The sequence below is a fragment of the Polaribacter huanghezhanensis genome (assembly GCF_030444335.1).
In the GTDB taxonomy this organism is placed as follows: domain Bacteria; phylum Bacteroidota; class Bacteroidia; order Flavobacteriales; family Flavobacteriaceae; genus Polaribacter; species Polaribacter huanghezhanensis.
The window spans coordinates 1216989-1233156 of sequence record NZ_CP128595.1 but is presented as its reverse complement, the minus strand read 5'-3'; the positions used below and the strand labels follow the sequence as shown (position 1 = coordinate 1233156).

Annotated in this window: 16 protein-coding genes; 13 read left to right on the top strand and 3 right to left on the bottom strand. The window is 31.8% G+C overall.

From position 1 onward, the window contains the following. Window positions 1–50 precede the first annotated feature (50 nt). The 4 genes from KCTC32516_RS05820 (at window position 51) to KCTC32516_RS05805 (ending at window position 3879) form a co-directional block, all read left to right on the top strand. Entirely contained in the window at window positions 51–1178 is a 1128-nt protein-coding gene (locus KCTC32516_RS05820; protein WP_301402641.1) for a DegT/DnrJ/EryC1/StrS family aminotransferase, read from the top strand. Between the two features lie 81 nt (window positions 1179–1259). Then, complete coding sequence (gene galE / locus KCTC32516_RS05815) at window positions 1260–2273, top strand: UDP-glucose 4-epimerase GalE (protein ID WP_301402640.1); 1014 nt, start codon at window positions 1260–1262, stop codon at window positions 2271–2273. 71 nt (window positions 2274–2344) lie between these two features. Further along, window positions 2345–3409 (top strand): magnesium/cobalt transporter CorA, encoded by a 1065-nt coding sequence (corA, locus tag KCTC32516_RS05810; RefSeq protein ID WP_301402638.1) that lies wholly within the window; start codon window positions 2345–2347, stop codon window positions 3407–3409. A gap of 275 nt (window positions 3410–3684) precedes the next feature. Then, window positions 3685–3879: a hypothetical protein gene (locus KCTC32516_RS05805; RefSeq protein ID WP_301402732.1), complete on the top strand. Its 195-nt coding sequence runs from the start codon at window positions 3685–3687 to the stop codon at window positions 3877–3879. Window positions 3880–3936: 57 nt separating this feature from the next. On the opposite strand, the gene fabD is transcribed toward KCTC32516_RS05805, so the two are convergent. Then, window positions 3937–4821: an ACP S-malonyltransferase gene (fabD, locus tag KCTC32516_RS05800; RefSeq protein ID WP_301402637.1), complete on the bottom strand. Its 885-nt coding sequence runs from the start codon at window positions 4819–4821 to the stop codon at window positions 3937–3939. A gap of 78 nt (window positions 4822–4899) precedes the next feature. On the opposite strand from fabD, the gene KCTC32516_RS05795 reads away from it, so the two are divergent. The 7 genes from KCTC32516_RS05795 to arsM all read left to right on the top strand — a co-directional run bounded on the left by KCTC32516_RS05795 (window position 4900) and on the right by arsM (window position 10476). Then, entirely contained in the window at window positions 4900–5601 is a 702-nt protein-coding gene (locus tag KCTC32516_RS05795; protein WP_301402636.1) for a queuosine precursor transporter, read from the top strand. A 69-nt stretch (window positions 5602–5670) separates the two neighbouring features. After that, entirely contained in the window at window positions 5671–6381 is a 711-nt protein-coding gene (locus KCTC32516_RS05790; protein WP_301402635.1) for a DUF547 domain-containing protein, read from the top strand. 32 nt (window positions 6382–6413) lie between these two features. Further along, the gene (locus KCTC32516_RS05785) at window positions 6414–6749 is read left to right on the top strand and encodes an arsenosugar biosynthesis-associated peroxidase-like protein (protein ID WP_301402634.1); all 336 of its coding nucleotides are present in this window, start codon (window positions 6414–6416) and stop codon (window positions 6747–6749) included. A 56-nt stretch (window positions 6750–6805) separates the two neighbouring features. Beyond that, window positions 6806–7858 (top strand): arsenosugar biosynthesis radical SAM (seleno)protein ArsS, encoded by a 1053-nt coding sequence (gene arsS, locus KCTC32516_RS05780; RefSeq protein ID WP_301402633.1) that lies wholly within the window; start codon window positions 6806–6808, stop codon window positions 7856–7858. 53 nt (window positions 7859–7911) lie between these two features. Next, the gene (locus KCTC32516_RS05775) at window positions 7912–8583 is read left to right on the top strand and encodes a TIGR04282 family arsenosugar biosynthesis glycosyltransferase (protein WP_301402632.1); all 672 of its coding nucleotides are present in this window, start codon (window positions 7912–7914) and stop codon (window positions 8581–8583) included. Window positions 8584–8617: 34 nt separating this feature from the next. Then, window positions 8618–9439 carry a purine-nucleoside phosphorylase gene (locus KCTC32516_RS05770; RefSeq protein WP_301402730.1) on the top strand — a complete coding sequence of 274 codons (822 nt, stop codon included), beginning with the start codon at window positions 8618–8620 and terminating at the stop codon, window positions 9437–9439. Window positions 9440–9507: 68 nt separating this feature from the next. After that, window positions 9508–10476 carry an arsenosugar biosynthesis arsenite methyltransferase ArsM gene (arsM, locus tag KCTC32516_RS05765; RefSeq protein ID WP_301402631.1) on the top strand — a complete coding sequence of 323 codons (969 nt, stop codon included), beginning with the start codon at window positions 9508–9510 and terminating at the stop codon, window positions 10474–10476. Between the two features lie 653 nt (window positions 10477–11129). On the opposite strand, the gene KCTC32516_RS05760 is transcribed toward arsM, so the two are convergent. Next, window positions 11130–11963, bottom strand: a complete 834-nt coding sequence (locus KCTC32516_RS05760; RefSeq protein WP_301402630.1) for a universal stress protein — start codon at window positions 11961–11963, stop codon at window positions 11130–11132. 71 nt (window positions 11964–12034) lie between these two features. Next, on the bottom strand, window positions 12035–13039 hold the full coding sequence (locus KCTC32516_RS05755) for a glycoside hydrolase family 113 (RefSeq protein ID WP_301402629.1): 1005 nt from the start codon (window positions 13037–13039) through the stop codon (window positions 12035–12037). A gap of 140 nt (window positions 13040–13179) precedes the next feature. Here KCTC32516_RS05755 and KCTC32516_RS05750 point away from each other — a divergent pair, with 140 nt between their 5' ends. Both KCTC32516_RS05750 and KCTC32516_RS05745 read left to right on the top strand, forming a co-directional pair. Beyond that, window positions 13180–14520, top strand: a complete 1341-nt coding sequence (locus KCTC32516_RS05750; protein ID WP_301402627.1) for an NAD(P)/FAD-dependent oxidoreductase — start codon at window positions 13180–13182, stop codon at window positions 14518–14520. A 5-nt stretch (window positions 14521–14525) separates the two neighbouring features. After that, window positions 14526–16148: a 4Fe-4S binding protein gene (locus KCTC32516_RS05745; RefSeq protein ID WP_301402625.1), complete on the top strand. Its 1623-nt coding sequence runs from the start codon at window positions 14526–14528 to the stop codon at window positions 16146–16148. Window positions 16149–16168: the final 20 nt, after the last annotated feature.

Here is a 16168-nt window from a genome sequence, read left to right as displayed (position 1 = left end):
TTAAACAAGTAGAATTTTGTACTTTTGTTACTCGATGTAAAACAAATTAGATGGAAAAAATTCAAATGGTTGACTTACAAAGTCAATATGCTAAAATTAAAGATACAGTTGATGCTTCAATACAAGAAGTATTAGATTCTTCAACTTATATTAATGGTCCTTTAGTCCATGAATTTCAAGCAGATTTAGAAAAATATTTAGACGTAAAACATGTAATTCCATGTGCAAACGGAACTGACGCTTTGCAAATTGCAATGATGGGGTTAGGTTTAGAACAAGGAGATGAAGTGATTACCGCAGATTTCACGTTTGCGGCAACTGTAGAAGTGATTGCATTGTTAAAGTTAACGCCTGTTTTGGTTGATGTTGAAGCGAATACTTATAATATAAATATTGATGCTTTGAAAAAAGCCATCACACCAAAAACAAAAGCCATTGTTCCTGTTCATTTATTTGGTCAATGTGCCAATATGGAAGCTATATTAGAAGTTGCAAAAGAGCATAATTTGCTTGTTATTGAAGACAATGCACAAGCAATTGGTGCAGATTATACGTTTGCAAACGGAACAAAAAAGAAAGCCGGAACTATTGGAAACGTTGGAACGACATCATTTTTCCCTTCAAAAAACTTAGGTTGTTATGGTGATGGCGGCGCAATTTTCACCAATGATGATGAATTGGCTCATACTTTACGTGGAATTGTAAATCACGGAATGTACACGCGTTATTATCATGATGTTGTTGGTGTAAATTCTCGTTTAGATTCTATTCAAGCCGGCGTTTTAAAAACAAAATTACCTTTGTTAGATTCTTATTGTAATGCTCGCAGAAAAGCTGCAACCTTTTATTCGAATGCTTTTGCAAACAATAAAAATATTATCACTCCAACAATTAGCGATTTTACAACACATGTTTTTCATCAATATACATTGCAAATTACCAACGGAAAACGTGACGAATTACACAAACATTTATTAGAAAATAACATTCCAAATGCAATTTATTATCCTGTTTCATTACACGCACAAAAAGCGTATGCGGATGAACGTTATAATGAAAGTGATTTTCCTGTTACAAATCAATTGATACAAACAGTTATTTCATTACCAATGCATACCGAATTAGAACAAGATCAATTAGAGTTTATAACTCAGATTATTTTAGATTTTGTTAGATAATATTTAGGTCTCGACTCCGCTCGACTTGACATGATTTATGTTTGTCTCCTCGAGGGGAGTCGAGAGATTAAAAACATTTTTATGAAAAAAATATTAATAACTGGCGGTTTAGGTTTTATAGGTTCTCACACCGTTGTAGAATTACAAAATGCTGGATTCAATGTTGTAATTATTGATGATTTATCAAATACATCTATAAATGTTCTAGACAACATTACTGATATTACAGGAATAAAACCCGAGTTTCATCAACTCGATTTACGTATTAAAAATGACGTAATTTCTTTTTTTGAAAACAATAAAATTGACGGAATTATTCATTTTGCAGCATTTAAAGCAGTTGGAGAAAGTGTTCATAAACCATTAGATTATTACGAAAATAATATTGGTTCTTTAGTGTATTTATTACAAGAAATGAAAAATAGAAAGCTAGATAATTTTATTTTTAGTTCTTCTTGTACCGTTTATGGCCAAGCTGATGAGTTGCCAATTACAGAAAATGCACCTACAAAACCAGCAGAATCTCCGTACGGAAACACCAAACAAATTGGAGAAGAAATCATCAAAGAAAGCTGTAAAGCTTACAATTTAAATGCTATTGCTTTGCGATATTTCAATCCGATTGGCGGACACGAAAGCATAAAAATTGGCGAATTGCCCTTAGGTGTTCCACAAAATTTAATTCCGTTTATTACACAAACCGCAACAGGTATCAGAAAAGAATTGTCTGTTTTTGGTGATGATTATGATACTATTGATGGCACAGCCGTTCGTGATTATATTCATGTGGTAGATTTAGCAAAAGCACATATTGCAGCGTTGCAGCGATTGATCAACAAAAAAAATAAAGCAAATTTCGAATTTTTTAATGTGGGAACAGGAAAAGGAAGTTCGGTTTTAGAAGTCATAAAATCTTTCGAAAAAATTTCTGGAAAATCGCTTAATTATAAAATTGTTGGAAGACGTGAAGGCGATATTACTGCTGCTTTTGCAGACACCACAATTGCCAACAAAGAATTGAACTGGAAAACAGAAAAAACACTCGACGAGGCACTAGAATCCGCTTGGAAGTGGCAGTTAAAACAACAGTCTTAGTTGTTGTTTTAAATAAAAAAATATATCTTTCACTGATTAAACGTCCTAATTGGCACTAAATTGATTTTTCTATGGCTAGGTTTATTAAAAAACATCAAAATGAAATTGGCGCATCACCAGATGATTTTATTTTTATTGGTGAAAAAAAAACAGAAAACACCGTTCTAAGAATTATCGATTATGATAAAAACAATTTAGAAGAAATTCCGATTAATTCTGTAGAAGAGGCTTTAGCGTATCAAGATAAAAAATCTACTACTTGGTTTAATGTAGACGGAATTGATGAAACTCATATAATGAAACAAATTGCAGAAGGTTTTCAATTTGATGATTTCATTATTGCAGAAGTAATGAATACGAATTCTAGGCCTAAAGTGCAGGAATATGACAATTGTTTGTTTACATCCATAAAAATGTTACAAGTAAATGAAAACTCTCATGAAATTTCTTTTGAAAACCTGAGTTTGATTATTACTAAATCTGTATTAATTTCTTTCCAAGAGAAAAAAGGAGACGTTTTTGAGCCAGTAAGAATTCGCATTCGTAAGCAGAAAAAAAGAATTATTAATTCTGGATCAGATTATTTACTTTTTGCACTTTTAGATGTTGTAATTGATAATTACATTTATATTTTAAGCGTTCTTGGAGATAAAATTGAAAACTTAGAAGAACAATTAATTCAAAGCCCAGAAAAATCTATTATTGACGCTATAAACAAGCATAAAAAAGAATTAAACTATTTAAGAAAAAATATTTTACCTGCAAGAGAAATGCTTGTCAATTTAACAAAAATAGATTCTGAATTTATCAATCATAAAAACTTCATTCACTTTAAAGAATTACAAAACAACATTAATCATGCAGTAGAAATTTCTGATAGTTATAGAGAAATTTTATCCGATCAACTAAATATTTATCACACAACAGTTAGCACAAAGCTAAACGACATTATGAAGTTTTTAACCGTATTTTCAGTAGTGTTCATTCCACTTACTTTTATTGCTGGTATCTACGGAACTAATTTTGATGTGATCCCTGAATTACGTTACAAATACAGCTACTTTATTATGTTAGGAAGTATGGTGGTTATTGCAATCGGAATGTTATATTATTTTAAAAGAAAAAAATGGTTTTAATTAAAAAATGCCATTTTTAGCTGCTTTTAACCTTTTTTACCTCATTTTTGAATTATTTTTAGCTTTTTTAAGTCATTTTTGCTCAAATTTAACTTTTTAAGATTACAAATAGTTCAATAAAAGCAGATATCCTTAACATATCTTTAAAAATTACGCCTTATCATTTTCAATACAATATTAATCAGTTGAAAATTAATGTTTTAACATTTAAAAATTGACAAGACCTCATCATCTCCATATCTTTGTATCATATTAATTTAATGATAAAAGACAACATGAGACTGATTCAAATTAAAAGAAAAACCCGTTTAGAAAAAAGATTTACTCCACAGATGGGACGATTACACACAAGGGTTACTTACATTAAAAAAATGTTTTTAAACATTATTCCTTTAGAAACTCTTCACAAATATAGAGAAACATACTATGGCGAAATTAAAGACTGCGAAGATTGCGTTCTTTCTAAATAAACAAGAAAAATCCCACTCAAATTGAATGGGATTTTTATTCCAATTACTTTTTATTCTTTATTCAAAAGAAGCTCCACTTGCGGCAACACTTCTATCAATTTTACGCATCAACCCTTGCAATACTTTTCCTGGGCCAACTTCTATAAATTCTGTTCCACCATCTGCAATCATTTGTTGCACAGATTGTGTCCAACGAACTGGCGCCGTTAATTGCGACATTAAATTTTTCTTAATTTCATCTGGATCTGTAACTGCACTTGCAGTAACATTTTGATATACCGGACACGTTGGATTGCTAAAAGTTGTAGCTTCAATTGCCGCTGCTAATTCTTCTCTTGCGGGCTCCATCATTGGTGAATGAAATGCACCACCAACTGGCAACATTACAGCCATTTTCGCACCTTTTTCTTTTAATAATTCACAGGCTTTTTCAACAGCTTTAATTTCGCCAGAAATCACTAATTGCCCAGGGCAATTGTAATTTGCTGCTACTACCACTCCATCAATTGATTCACAAACTTCTTCAACTAAACCATCTTCTAAACCAATTATGGCAGCCATTGTAGATTTCTGAATTTCGCACGCTTTTTGCATTGCTAAAGCACGTTTTGAAACCAATGTTAGACCATCTTCAAAAGACAAAACACCATTTGCAACTAAAGCGGAAATTTCACCTAAAGAATGTCCTGCTACCATTTCTGGCTGAAAAGAATCTCCCAACACTTTAGCTAAAATTACTGAATGTAAAAAAATAGCAGGTTGAGTAACTTTTGTTTCTTTTAACTGCTCTGCTGTTCCTTCAAACATAATATCTGTGATTGCAAAACCTAAAATTTTATTGGCTTGTTCAAATAACTCTTGCGCTATGGTTGATTTTTCGTATAAATCCAATCCCATTCCTGAAAATTGAGCTCCTTGACCTGGAAAAATATATGCCTTCATGTTCTTCTTTTTTATTCTTTATTTAATGTTGCAAACATACAAATTTTTAAAATCAAACTAAATTCTTACTTTCGTTAAATGACAGCTAACCAAAAATCTACTTCACAATTAATTTATTTAATTTTAGCCGCTTTATTTATTGCATCATTAGTAACTTCTAATCTTATTTTTCAAAAGTTTTTTTATTGGTATCCTTTTGATATTACTCTTTTTGACGTAAAATTATTTGAGATTTCTGTTGGCTTATTACCCTATCCAATTACTTTTTTAATTACTGATATTTTATCTGAAGTATATGGTAAGAAAAAAGCTAATCAAGTAGTAATTGCTGGAATTTTTGCTTCGTTTTTTTCATTGTTAATCATTTTTGTTTCAAAACATGTTCCTGCTACTTCTTGGTCTCAAGTTACAGATAAAACATTTTTAAATGTATTTGGCGCTGCTCCGTTGGCTGTATTCGCTTCTATGATGGCCTATTTATTTGCACAATTTATAGACATTAGAGTCTATCATTTTTGGAAAAAACTTACCAAAGGAAAACATCTTTGGTTACGAAACAATTTTTCAACATTTACTTCTCAATTTATAGACACGTTAACCGTATTAATTTTACTTTGTTCTTTTTACATTATTTCTTGGGATAAATTTTTAGGTTTATTAGTTGGTGGTGTCGTTTTTAAAATGATTATCGCCATTTTAGACACACCTTTTTTATATGTTTTTGTCTTTTGGTTTAGAAAAAAATTCAATTTGAAACCTAGAGAAGAAATAATGGATTAATTTTTTATCTCTTTCTGTGTAAACAACGCTAAATTAGTTCGTCTAAAATTTAGCATAAAAACATTTTAGATGAAATCATTTCTTACCATTCTTTTTTCTCTTTTTCTAACTGACTCAATCAATTCACAAACAGCAACTTACAATGCTTTATTAAATACACATGTGGATGGTAAGGAAAATGTAAATTACAAAATGTTAAAAATTGACGAATCAAAATTAACTGAATACATTCGTTATTTAGAAAATACAGCTCCTCAAAAAAATTGGTCAAAAAACAAATCAAAAGCATTTTGGATTAATGCCTATAACGCCTACACTTTAAAAACAATCCTTGATAAATATCCTTTAAAAAGCATCACCAATATTAAAGAAAAAGGAAAAGATGCTTGGAATATTCCATTTGCAAATGTTGGTGGAGAAATGTATACGTTAAATCATATTGAACATAAAATTTTAAGAAAGAATTTTAACGATCCTAGAATTCATGTTGGTGTAAATTGTGCTTCTGTATCTTGTCCGCAATTAGGGGGTTTTGCCTTTACTGAAGACAATATTGACGAAAAACTAGAAGATTTAATGAAAATTTTTATTAATGATTCTAATCGAAATAAAATCACTCAAAAGAAAATTCAGCTTTCAAAAATATTTGATTGGTATAAAGACGATTTCACAAAGAATGGTTCTTTAATTGATTATTTAAACAAGTATTCTACAATTAAAATCAACAAAAAAGCAAAGATTCGTTTCTTAGAATATGATTGGAATCTGAACGGGAAGTAGTATCTTTATTTTTTAAGAATAACACAAAAAACATGGCAAAAACATATTACGATCCAGCAGATTTAAGAAAGTTTGGAAAAATTACAGAATGGAGCGAAGAACTAGGAAACAAATTCTTTGACTACTACGGAAAAGTGTTTGAAGAAGGGGCGTTAACAGCTAGAGAAAAATCATTGATTGCATTAGCTGTAGCACACACAGAACAATGCCCGTATTGTATTGATGCCTATACAAAAGATGGATTGCAACGCGGAATTACCAAAGAAGAAATGATGGAAGCTATACATGTTGGTGCCGCTATTAAAAGTGGGGCAACGTTGGTTCATGGAGTTCAAATGATGAATAAAGTGAATAAACTAGACGGATAAAAATTATAACCTCTCGACTGCGCTTGAGGAGACAAAAAGATACTGAATCAGCATACATGAAAAAATCCCTTTTAGCAAGAAATAACGATTTAGCAAACACCCAACGTCAATTAGAAATTCTATCAAACGGAATTTTTGCTGATGGTGAATTGCCTACGTTTACTAATAAAATAACGGAAACAAATCAGTTTCCATTGCGTCCAAAGAAATTAGAAATTCTGCAAATCAATTTGGGTTATATGTGCAATCAGGTGTGTTCGCATTGCCATGTTGATGCGGGTCCAGACAGAAAAGAAATCATGACAATTGAAACCATGAAGCAATGTTTGGATGTCATAAAAAAAACCAAAGCACATACCTTAGATTTAACGGGTGGTGCTCCAGAAATGAATCCAAGTTTTAGATGGTTTGTTGAAGAAGCTGCTAAAGCTGGAATCAAAGACTTTATTGTTCGATCTAATTTAACCATCATTTTAGCAAATAAAAAATACCACGATTTACCCGCCTTTTTTAAAAAACACAATATTCATGTGGTTTCTTCGATGCCGCACTGGACACGTGGAAAAACGGATAAACAACGTGGAAATGGCGTTTTCGATAAATCAATCAAAGTATTACAAATGCTAAATGAAGTTGGTTATGGAATTGAAGATTCTGACTTAAAATTAGATTTGGTGTACAATCCATCAGGCGCATTTTTACCAGGAGATCAACAAGCATTAGAAAACGATTTTAAAAAAGCATTGAAAGACGATTTTAATATTGATTTTCACAGCTTATTTGCCATTACCAATTTACCCATCAGCCGATTTTTAGATTATCTAATTGCTTCTGACAACTATGAAGAGTATATGATTTCTTTGGTTGAAGCTTACAATCCTGCAGCAGTAGAAAACGTAATGTGCACCAACACAATTTCTGTTAGTTGGGACGGGTTTTTATACGATTGTGACTTCAATCAAATGTTAAATTTAAAAGTAAATTCTAGCGTAAAACATATTGCTGACTACAACGAAGAATTGCTGCAAAATAGAAATATTATTATCAATCAACATTGCTACGGCTGCACAGCTGGCGCAGGAAGTAGCTGTCAAGGAGTTGTTGCGTAATTCAGTGTTCAGTTAACAGTTCTCAGCAGCTAAAAAATAAAAAGTTGAAATATATGAGTGATAAAAAGAGCCAAGAGAAAAGAGCCAAGAGAAAAGACAAAGACTTGCTAATCATATTTGTTAAGAATATTATTTTAGGCAAAGTAAAAACCCGCTTGGCTAAAAGGATTGGTGCTATTGGTGCGTTTAAAATTTATTCAGAATTGGCAGGTATCACCGAAAAAGCAACTTCTAATATTAAAGCCGACAGACACATTTATTTTTCTGATGCAATTATTTCATCAAAATGGAAAGGTGGCAAAAAATTTGTACAAGAAGGTGAAGATTTAGGAATTAAAATGCAAAATGCATTTCAAAATGGATTTGAAGAAGGCTATGAAAACATCCTTTTAATTGGCTCTGATTTACCTGATATTTCAAAAGAAATTATTGATTCAGGTTTTGAGAGTTTGGCAAAAAATGATGTTGTTTTTGGTCCCGCTGAAGATGGTGGTTATTATTTAATTGGGATGTCAAAAATGAATCCATCCATTTTTAAAGACAAACCTTGGAGTCAATCTGAATTATTAACAATAACTTTAGCCCAATTAAAAGAGCAACAACAATCAGTTGGGTTGATAAAAACACTAAACGACATCGATACTTTTGAAGATTTAATCGATTCCCATTTCTATAAAAACAATCCGAAGGTTAAAGAAATTATTGAAAAAAAGATACAACTTTAAAATAAAAAGATACTGAAACTAATTCAGCATGAATATGAAAAAAAAACAACTTAAAGAAACAATAGCATTTTTAAAATCTGTTGGAATTACAGCTCCAGAAGTTGGAATTGTACTCGGAACAGGTTTAGGGAAATTGGTTGATGAAATCGACATTGAAAAAGAAATTGCTTATGCCGATATTCCTAATTTTCCGCAAGCTACGGTTGAGTTCCATTCAGGGAAACTAATTTACGGAAACCTATCTGGTAAAAAAGTAATTGTAATGGTTGGTCGTTTTCATGTCTATGAAGGCTATAATTTATGGGAAGTAACCTACGGAATTAGAACTATGCACGGTTTGGGAATCAAAAATGTATTGATTTCAAATGCCGCAGGTGCCATCAATTTAAATTATAAAAAAGGAGATATCATGCTGATTGAAGATCATATCAATTTGCAAGGAAGTTCCCCGTTAGCTTTTAAAGGCGCCAATGATTTTGGGAATATTTTTGCGGATATGTTAGAACCCTATTCTAAAAAAATAAATACTCAACTGCAAGAAATTGCCAAAGCAAACGACATAGATTTAAAAGCTGGTGTTTATACCAGCGTAGTTGGACCGCAATTAGAAACTAGAGCAGAATACAGAATGTTACAAATTTTAGAAACGGATGCTGTAGGAATGAGTACCGTTCCTGAAGTGATTGTTGCAAAACAATTAGAGTTGCCTTGTGCTGCTATTTCTGTGTTGACAGACGAATGTGATCCGAAAAATTTACATCCTGTTGATATTGCTGAAATCATTGCAATTGCTGGAAAAGCAGAGCCAAAAATGATTGTATTATTTAAAGAATTAATTAAATTATTAGATAAATAGACTAGTAGATTTCTGGATTATTAGAGTCTAAAAATCTAAACATCCAAAAATCGATAAATCCAAAGAAAATGAGTTACCTAGAAACCACACATAACGTATATAAAGAAGCAGCTTTAACGCCAGATATTGGTTTATGCTGCACAACAAATCCTATTTGGGAATTGCCCGGATTGAAGATTCCTAGAATTATGCAAGAAATGAATTACGGTTGTGGTTCTACAGTGCATGCAAGAGATTTAACGAACAATCCGAAAATGTTATATGTTGGAGTTGGTGGCGGAATGGAATTGTTGCAATTCGCGTATTTCAATAGAAATAAAGGCGGCGTAATTGGGTTGGATGTTGTGGGTGAAATGCTAGAAGCTTCTCGTAAGAATTTTAAAATTGCAGAAGCGCAAAACAATTGGTTCAAATCTGATTTTGTGGATTTACGGAAAGGCGATGCCATGAATTTACCTGTGGAAGATAATTCGATTGATGTTGCTGCTCAAAACTGTTTGTTCAATATTTTTAAGTCCGATGACTTAAAGAAGGCCATTGAAGAAATGCACCGAGTTTTAAAACCTCATGGGCGTTTGGTAATGAGCGATCCTACATGCGAACAACCAATGAATGATGAATTACGCAACGATGATCGCTTGCGTGCCTTGTGTTTGTCTGGCAGTTTATCGATTGCTGATTATGTAAAAGCATTGACAGATGCTGGTTTTGGAACGATAGAAATTAGAGCGAGAAAACCTTACAGAATTTTAGATCCTAAAAATTATCCAACAGATGAATTGATTTATATAGAATCGATTGAAATTGCCGCAATTAAAGATCCAATGCCAGAAGATGGCCCTTGTGTTTTTACAGGAAAAGCAGCCATTTATTATGGTAATTCAGCCTATTTTGATGATGGGTTAGGACATACGTTATTGAAAAATCAGCCATTGGCAATTTGTGATAAAACTGCAAAAGCATTACAAAATTTAGGAAGAGATGATATTTTCTTTTCTCCTTCTACCTTCCATTATGATGGTGGTGGGTGTTGTTAGTTAATTGTCATTTCGAGCGGAGTCGAGAAATCTTTTATAAAAGAACTTTTAAAGCGTTTATTTCATTATTTTTATAGTGAAATAGCTATTTTACTATACAAATTGAAAAGAGAAATATAACCTCACTAGAAAAAGAGAACGGAAAATAAACTTTCTAAAAACTGGTATAGCACTATTAGTTTCTGCACTTTTATTTTATATTATTTCTTTATTTTGGAATGATGAAGCTCGTTTTTTTGGAAGAAAAACGGGTGTAAAAAAAGGAATAATTACAAATACAGAATTCAAACAAAGAGGGAGGGCTGGTTATTACCAAAAAGTTGATTATAGAATTATATACAAAGGAAAAATTTATGAAACCTGGTTTTGGGCAAATAAACTTACTGGTCAAAAACACAAAGGAGATTCAATATACATTAAGTTTGAAATAAACAACCCTAATAATTCAAAGTATTTTTCTAAATAAAATACTTACTTAAAAATACTGCTCAATCCCATAAGTCGAACCTTGTATTTTTACAAGAAAAACAGCAATTTGTAATAAAACTGCAAAAGCATTACAAAATTTAGGAAGAGACGACCTCTTTTTCTCTCCTTCTACTTTACGTTATGATGGCGGTGGATGTTGCTAAAAAAACAATTATTTTTATCGTTTATATTTTAATTGTAATTACCGGTAACATTGAATGGTTACCTAAATCTTCGGCAACGCTTCCTTCAAAGATATGAGACAACCCTTTTCTTCCGTGTGTACTAATGGCAATTAAATCTGCTCCAATTCTATGAGAAAATTTTAAAATTCCTTTTTCAATAGTAAGTTCACACTCAAAAGTAACTTCTTTAAGTTTACTACTATCTTGATCTGCTTTTGTTAAAAAATTAGCTGCCATTTCTTTCATTTCTGCAGAAGTTTTAAACGAATCGTTTGGTAAATTGACATATAACAAATGCAATTCTGCTCCAAAAAAATGCATTAATTTTACTGTTTTTTTATAAGCAGGAATTGATTTTTCAGAAAAATCACATGCATATACTACATCTTCAAAATTTAAATCGAATAGCTCTTCTTTTAAAATTAAAACAGGAATGCTTGAAAATCTGACAACTTTCTCTGTGTTTGAGCCTACAAAAAGTTCTTTTATTCCGCTTGCTCCATGAGAACTCATGATTATTAAATCGGCACTTACTTCTTCAGCAATGTCATTTATTTCTCTAAAGGATAAATAATGTTTGATAATTGGAGTAACTTTAACCTCTTTTAAATAGTCCTTTTTTAAAAAAGAGCTAAACCTTTTTTCTGCTAATTTTAAATAAAAAATAGATTGAGCTTGTAAATCGCTTGCGCTTTCACTCAAAGATGCAATGCTAATATCGAGCATGTGTAATACTACAATTTCAATTTGATGTCTTTTTGCTAATAGGGCTGCTGCTTTTAACGCATATTCTGAGTGGTCAGAAAAATCTATAGGTACAATAATTTTTTTCATGATATATAAATTTTGGATAAAAACAAATTTAAGTTATTGACTCAAGGCAAATTATAACATTTATCATGTTTTTAATTTATTTTATATAATTTCTTAATTAAAGCTTCGGTGGGTTTATTTTGTGGTGTAAATCGGTTGTTATTCTCTCCGCCAACATTTTCATGATTGTGATACCATTTCCATAAAAATCCGCCAGCAAACCAATTTTCTTTCCAAAACTGATTGTAGATTGCTTGCGTTGCATTTTTTTGCGCTTCTAAATTAACACTTCCTTCTACTCTATTTGACTCCCATGGTTTTTTCCCGTTAAAATTGACACTTCTATAACCAAATTCTGTAAATAAAATTGGTTTATTAAATTTTTGTTGCATTTTTTTGATGGATGCTTTATGTGGTTTCCATCCTTTTTCAAAATCTAAAATTGTTGGTGTTTTTTTATCACTTAAAGAAAAATATGCATCAATTCCAATATAATCTAAATCGTTCCAAAATGGAACTCTTTTAAACTCATCCCAATTTGCTGCATAGGTTAATTTCCCAGTATAAATCTTTTTAATTTTCGCAATTAACTGCTTCCAAAATAATGGTCTTTTGATTACAAATTTTTCTAATTCGGTTCCGATACATAAAATATCTACATTCATTTTCTGAGCGATATCAGCAAATTCTAAAATAAAAACTTCATACGAATCTTCTAAAATTTTCCAATTTTCTTCCGATTCCATTTTAATTAAACCCGTATACAAACCTCTTGAAGCCCACAATTGAGGCTTCAACATAATTTTTACATTTCGTTTTTTAAACTCTTTTGCGTAATGTTCTAATCCTTTTCTGGTTTCACCAAACCATTGTCTTTTTGAATTGTATATAATTTTTGGATTTTTTAAATCTCTAAAAAAACCAAAAGGCATTAAAGCAACATAATTTGCGTTAACTGCCACAATTGGGTCAACGTGGCTTGTATCAATTGCAGCATTAGAAGCAACAAAACTAATTCCGTTTATTTTCTCTGGTTGATGAGGTTTCGTACAAGAAAACAGCAATATCAACAGAAAAATAAAATTTGTGCTTTTCATTCTTCTAAAGTATGTTTTTTTGATAAAATAAATAGCAAACGGAAATTAAAAATAGTTTACTTATCTGAATTGATTATAAATTAGAATCTTATATTAAGTTTGTAACTTACAACTCGACAGAATAGCCAACAAAGAAATTTATGGAGCACATTGTTATTATAGGAAACGGAATCTCTGGTGTTACAGCCGCCAGGCATATCAGAAAAAACTCTGACAAAGAAATCACAATCATTTCTGCAGAAACTGAGTATTTCTTTTCTAGAACTGCTCTGATGTATGTGTATATGGGACACCTAAAATTTGAGCACACACAACCATATGAATCTTGGTTTTGGAAAAAAAACCGCATCAACCTTAAAAAAGGGTTTGTATCAAAAGTAAATTCTGATGTAAATGAACTTGAATTTTCTAATGGCGAAAAATTAACTTACGACAAACTCATCATCGCTACGGGTTCTAAACCCAATAAATTTGGTTGGCCTGGTCAAGATTTAAAGGGCGTTATGGGAATGTATCACAAACAAGATTTAGAATCTTTAGAAACATATGCGCCCGATAACAAAGTGTGTAAACGTGCTGTAATTGTTGGTGGTGGTTTAATCGGAATTGAATTGGTAGAAATGTTACATAGCAGAAATATTCCGGTTACTTTTTTAGTAAGAGAACCAAGTTTTTGGGGAAATGTATTGCCAAAAGAAGAATCTGAAATCATCAATAAAGAAATTACAGACAATCATATCGATTTGCGATTGGGAGTCAATTTAAAAGAAATTATTGCTGATGAAAACGGAAATGTAAAATCGGTCATTATTGCTGAAACCAATGAAGAAATTGCATGTAATGTGGTTGGATTAACTGCTGGAGTCTCTCCAAATGTGGATTTTTTAAAAAACTCAAACATCGAAATCGGGCGTGGTGTAAAAGTGAATCGTTTTTTAGAAACCAATATTGAAAATATTTATGCCATTGGTGATTGTGCAGAACAACACGAAGCAATCGGACAAAGAAGACCTATTGAAGCCGTTTGGTACACAGGAAGAATGATGGGAGAAACGCTAGCGCAAACAATTTGCGGAAATAAAATTGAATACAAACCTGGACATTGGTTTAACTCCGCAAAATTTTTTGATATCGAATATCAAACCTATGGTTGGGTTTGGGCAGAACCAAAAGAAAATGAAGCTCGTTTTTATTGGGAACATAAAAGTGGTAAAAAATGTATTCATATCAATTATGATAAAAACACCCAAGAATTTATCGGAATTAACACCTTCGGAATTAGAATGCGGCATGAGTTTTTTGATAAAATCCTCAATGAAAAACGTTCTATACATCATGTCTTAGAACATTTATCAGATGCTAATTTTGACCCTGAGTTTTACAAATTACATGAAGCAGAAATTGTAGCAAAATTCAATCTAGAAAACAATACAAACATCCAACTGAAAAAGAAAAGTTGGAAAAGAATTTTTAGCTCTTAATAAGTATGAAAGCAATAAAACAAACAGGTCTAATCCTTTTCTTAATTGGTTTAACCGTTTTTACGGGAACTATTTTTACAGGTTCGTTTTCTTTAACTTCTGATGAATTTGATACTTTCATCAAAGAGAAAAACTACAAAAATGAACTGATAAAAGACGAGCTACAAAAAGCAGTTGTAACTTCTAAAGATTTATCAATTTTCGAATTTTCTAGTCGTGTTAGAAACGCTTTTAAAGTTTCAAATGATCATTATGATGCATTAATTACAAAATACGATTCAGAAAAAAATTGGGATAAAAAAGGAGTACAATATCAATATAAAATTTATGGTAAACCACATTCACTAAGTTTTGAAATGGCCAAAATTGCTGGCAATGGTTTTGTAAAAGAAAATGCTGTTTTATTTTGGTGGCTTACTTTTGGTTTGGCCATTTTTGGCGCACTTCTTTTTATTTTACCAAACGTTATTTTATTGGGAAAAGCGGGAATTAAAAACAACGGGATTTATTTAGAATCGAGCACAAATCGTGGTTGGATTGCTTGGTTGGTGCTTGTCTATCTAGTTTCTTTTTATTTGGTCTTATATTTTGTACCAGATTATATTGTAAACTGGACGTTTATTTTTGATCCATTAAGTAAATTTTTAAATGGTGGTTTAGCGTCTCAATGGTTTGTATACGGCTTTTTATATTGTGTAATTATGTTGGTGATGGCAACAAGGATGTACATCAAATACAGACACAATAAATATCAAATTATTAGAACAACTTCTGTCTTATTTTTTCAAATTGTCTTTGCTTTTTTAATTCCAGAAATTATGACCAGCTTAAACATGCCTGGATATGATTTTAAAAGTGCTTTTCCGTTAGATTATGATTTCTTCTTTGAATGGAATTTAGAAACTTTAAAAAGTAGCGGCTCCATCGGATTGTTTATTTTAGTTTGGGGAATTGTGTTAACCTTAGTGATCGTTCCTGTAATGGTCTATTTCTTTGGGAAACGCTGGTACTGTTCTTGGGTTTGTGGTTGTGGCGGATTGGCAGAGACATTGGGCGATCCGTACAGACAACATTCTAGCAAAACCTTAAAATCTTGGAAATTAGAACGCTGGTTGATTCATTCGGTGTTAATCTTTTCTTTGGTGATGACCGCTGTAACATTGTATTGTTATTTTACAGGATCACAATCCTTTTTAGGAATCAATTCGCAATGGATAAAAGACACCTATAGCTTCTTGATTGGCGCTTGGTTTGCTGGCGTAATCGGAACCGGATTTTATCCCATTTTTGGAAACCGAGTTTGGTGTCGTTTTGGTTGTCCGTTAGCTGCTTATTTAGGATTTGTACAACGTTTTAAATCGCGCTTTAGAATTACCACAAATGGCGGACAATGTATTTCTTGCGGAAATTGTTCTACGTATTGTGAACAAGGAATTGACGTGAGAGCCTACGCGCAGAAAGGAGAAAATATTGTGCGTTCTAGTTGTGTGGGTTGCGGAATTTGCTCTGCTGTTTGTCCGCGTGGTGTTTTAAAATTAGAAAACGGACCAGAAGATGGACGCATCAATCCGACAGAAATTTTATTAGGAAATGATGTTGATTTAATGAAGTTGATTAACGACAAATAACAAAGAAACAATCGTATTTT

Coding starts and splice junctions, on each gene's coding strand:
- KCTC32516_RS05820 (WP_301402641.1), top strand. CDS start 51: ATGGAAAAAATTCAAATGGTTGACTTACAAAGTCAATATGCTAAAATT.
- galE (WP_301402640.1), top strand. CDS start 1,260: ATGAAAAAAATATTAATAACTGGCGGTTTAGGTTTTATAGGTTCTCAC.
- corA (WP_301402638.1), top strand. CDS start 2,345: ATGGCTAGGTTTATTAAAAAACATCAAAATGAAATTGGCGCATCACCA.
- KCTC32516_RS05805 (WP_301402732.1), top strand. CDS start 3,685: ATGAGACTGATTCAAATTAAAAGAAAAACCCGTTTAGAAAAAAGATTT.
- fabD (WP_301402637.1), bottom strand. CDS start 4,821: ATGAAGGCATATATTTTTCCAGGTCAAGGAGCTCAATTTTCAGGAATG.
- KCTC32516_RS05795 (WP_301402636.1), top strand. CDS start 4,900: ATGACAGCTAACCAAAAATCTACTTCACAATTAATTTATTTAATTTTA.
- KCTC32516_RS05790 (WP_301402635.1), top strand. CDS start 5,671: ATGAAATCATTTCTTACCATTCTTTTTTCTCTTTTTCTAACTGACTCA.
- KCTC32516_RS05785 (WP_301402634.1), top strand. CDS start 6,414: ATGGCAAAAACATATTACGATCCAGCAGATTTAAGAAAGTTTGGAAAA.
- arsS (WP_301402633.1), top strand. CDS start 6,806: ATGAAAAAATCCCTTTTAGCAAGAAATAACGATTTAGCAAACACCCAA.
- KCTC32516_RS05775 (WP_301402632.1), top strand. CDS start 7,912: ATGAGTGATAAAAAGAGCCAAGAGAAAAGAGCCAAGAGAAAAGACAAA.
- KCTC32516_RS05770 (WP_301402730.1), top strand. CDS start 8,618: ATGAAAAAAAAACAACTTAAAGAAACAATAGCATTTTTAAAATCTGTT.
- arsM (WP_301402631.1), top strand. CDS start 9,508: ATGAGTTACCTAGAAACCACACATAACGTATATAAAGAAGCAGCTTTA.
- KCTC32516_RS05760 (WP_301402630.1), bottom strand. CDS start 11,963: ATGAAAAAAATTATTGTACCTATAGATTTTTCTGACCACTCAGAATAT.
- KCTC32516_RS05755 (WP_301402629.1), bottom strand. CDS start 13,039: ATGAAAAGCACAAATTTTATTTTTCTGTTGATATTGCTGTTTTCTTGT.
- KCTC32516_RS05750 (WP_301402627.1), top strand. CDS start 13,180: ATGGAGCACATTGTTATTATAGGAAACGGAATCTCTGGTGTTACAGCC.
- KCTC32516_RS05745 (WP_301402625.1), top strand. CDS start 14,526: ATGAAAGCAATAAAACAAACAGGTCTAATCCTTTTCTTAATTGGTTTA.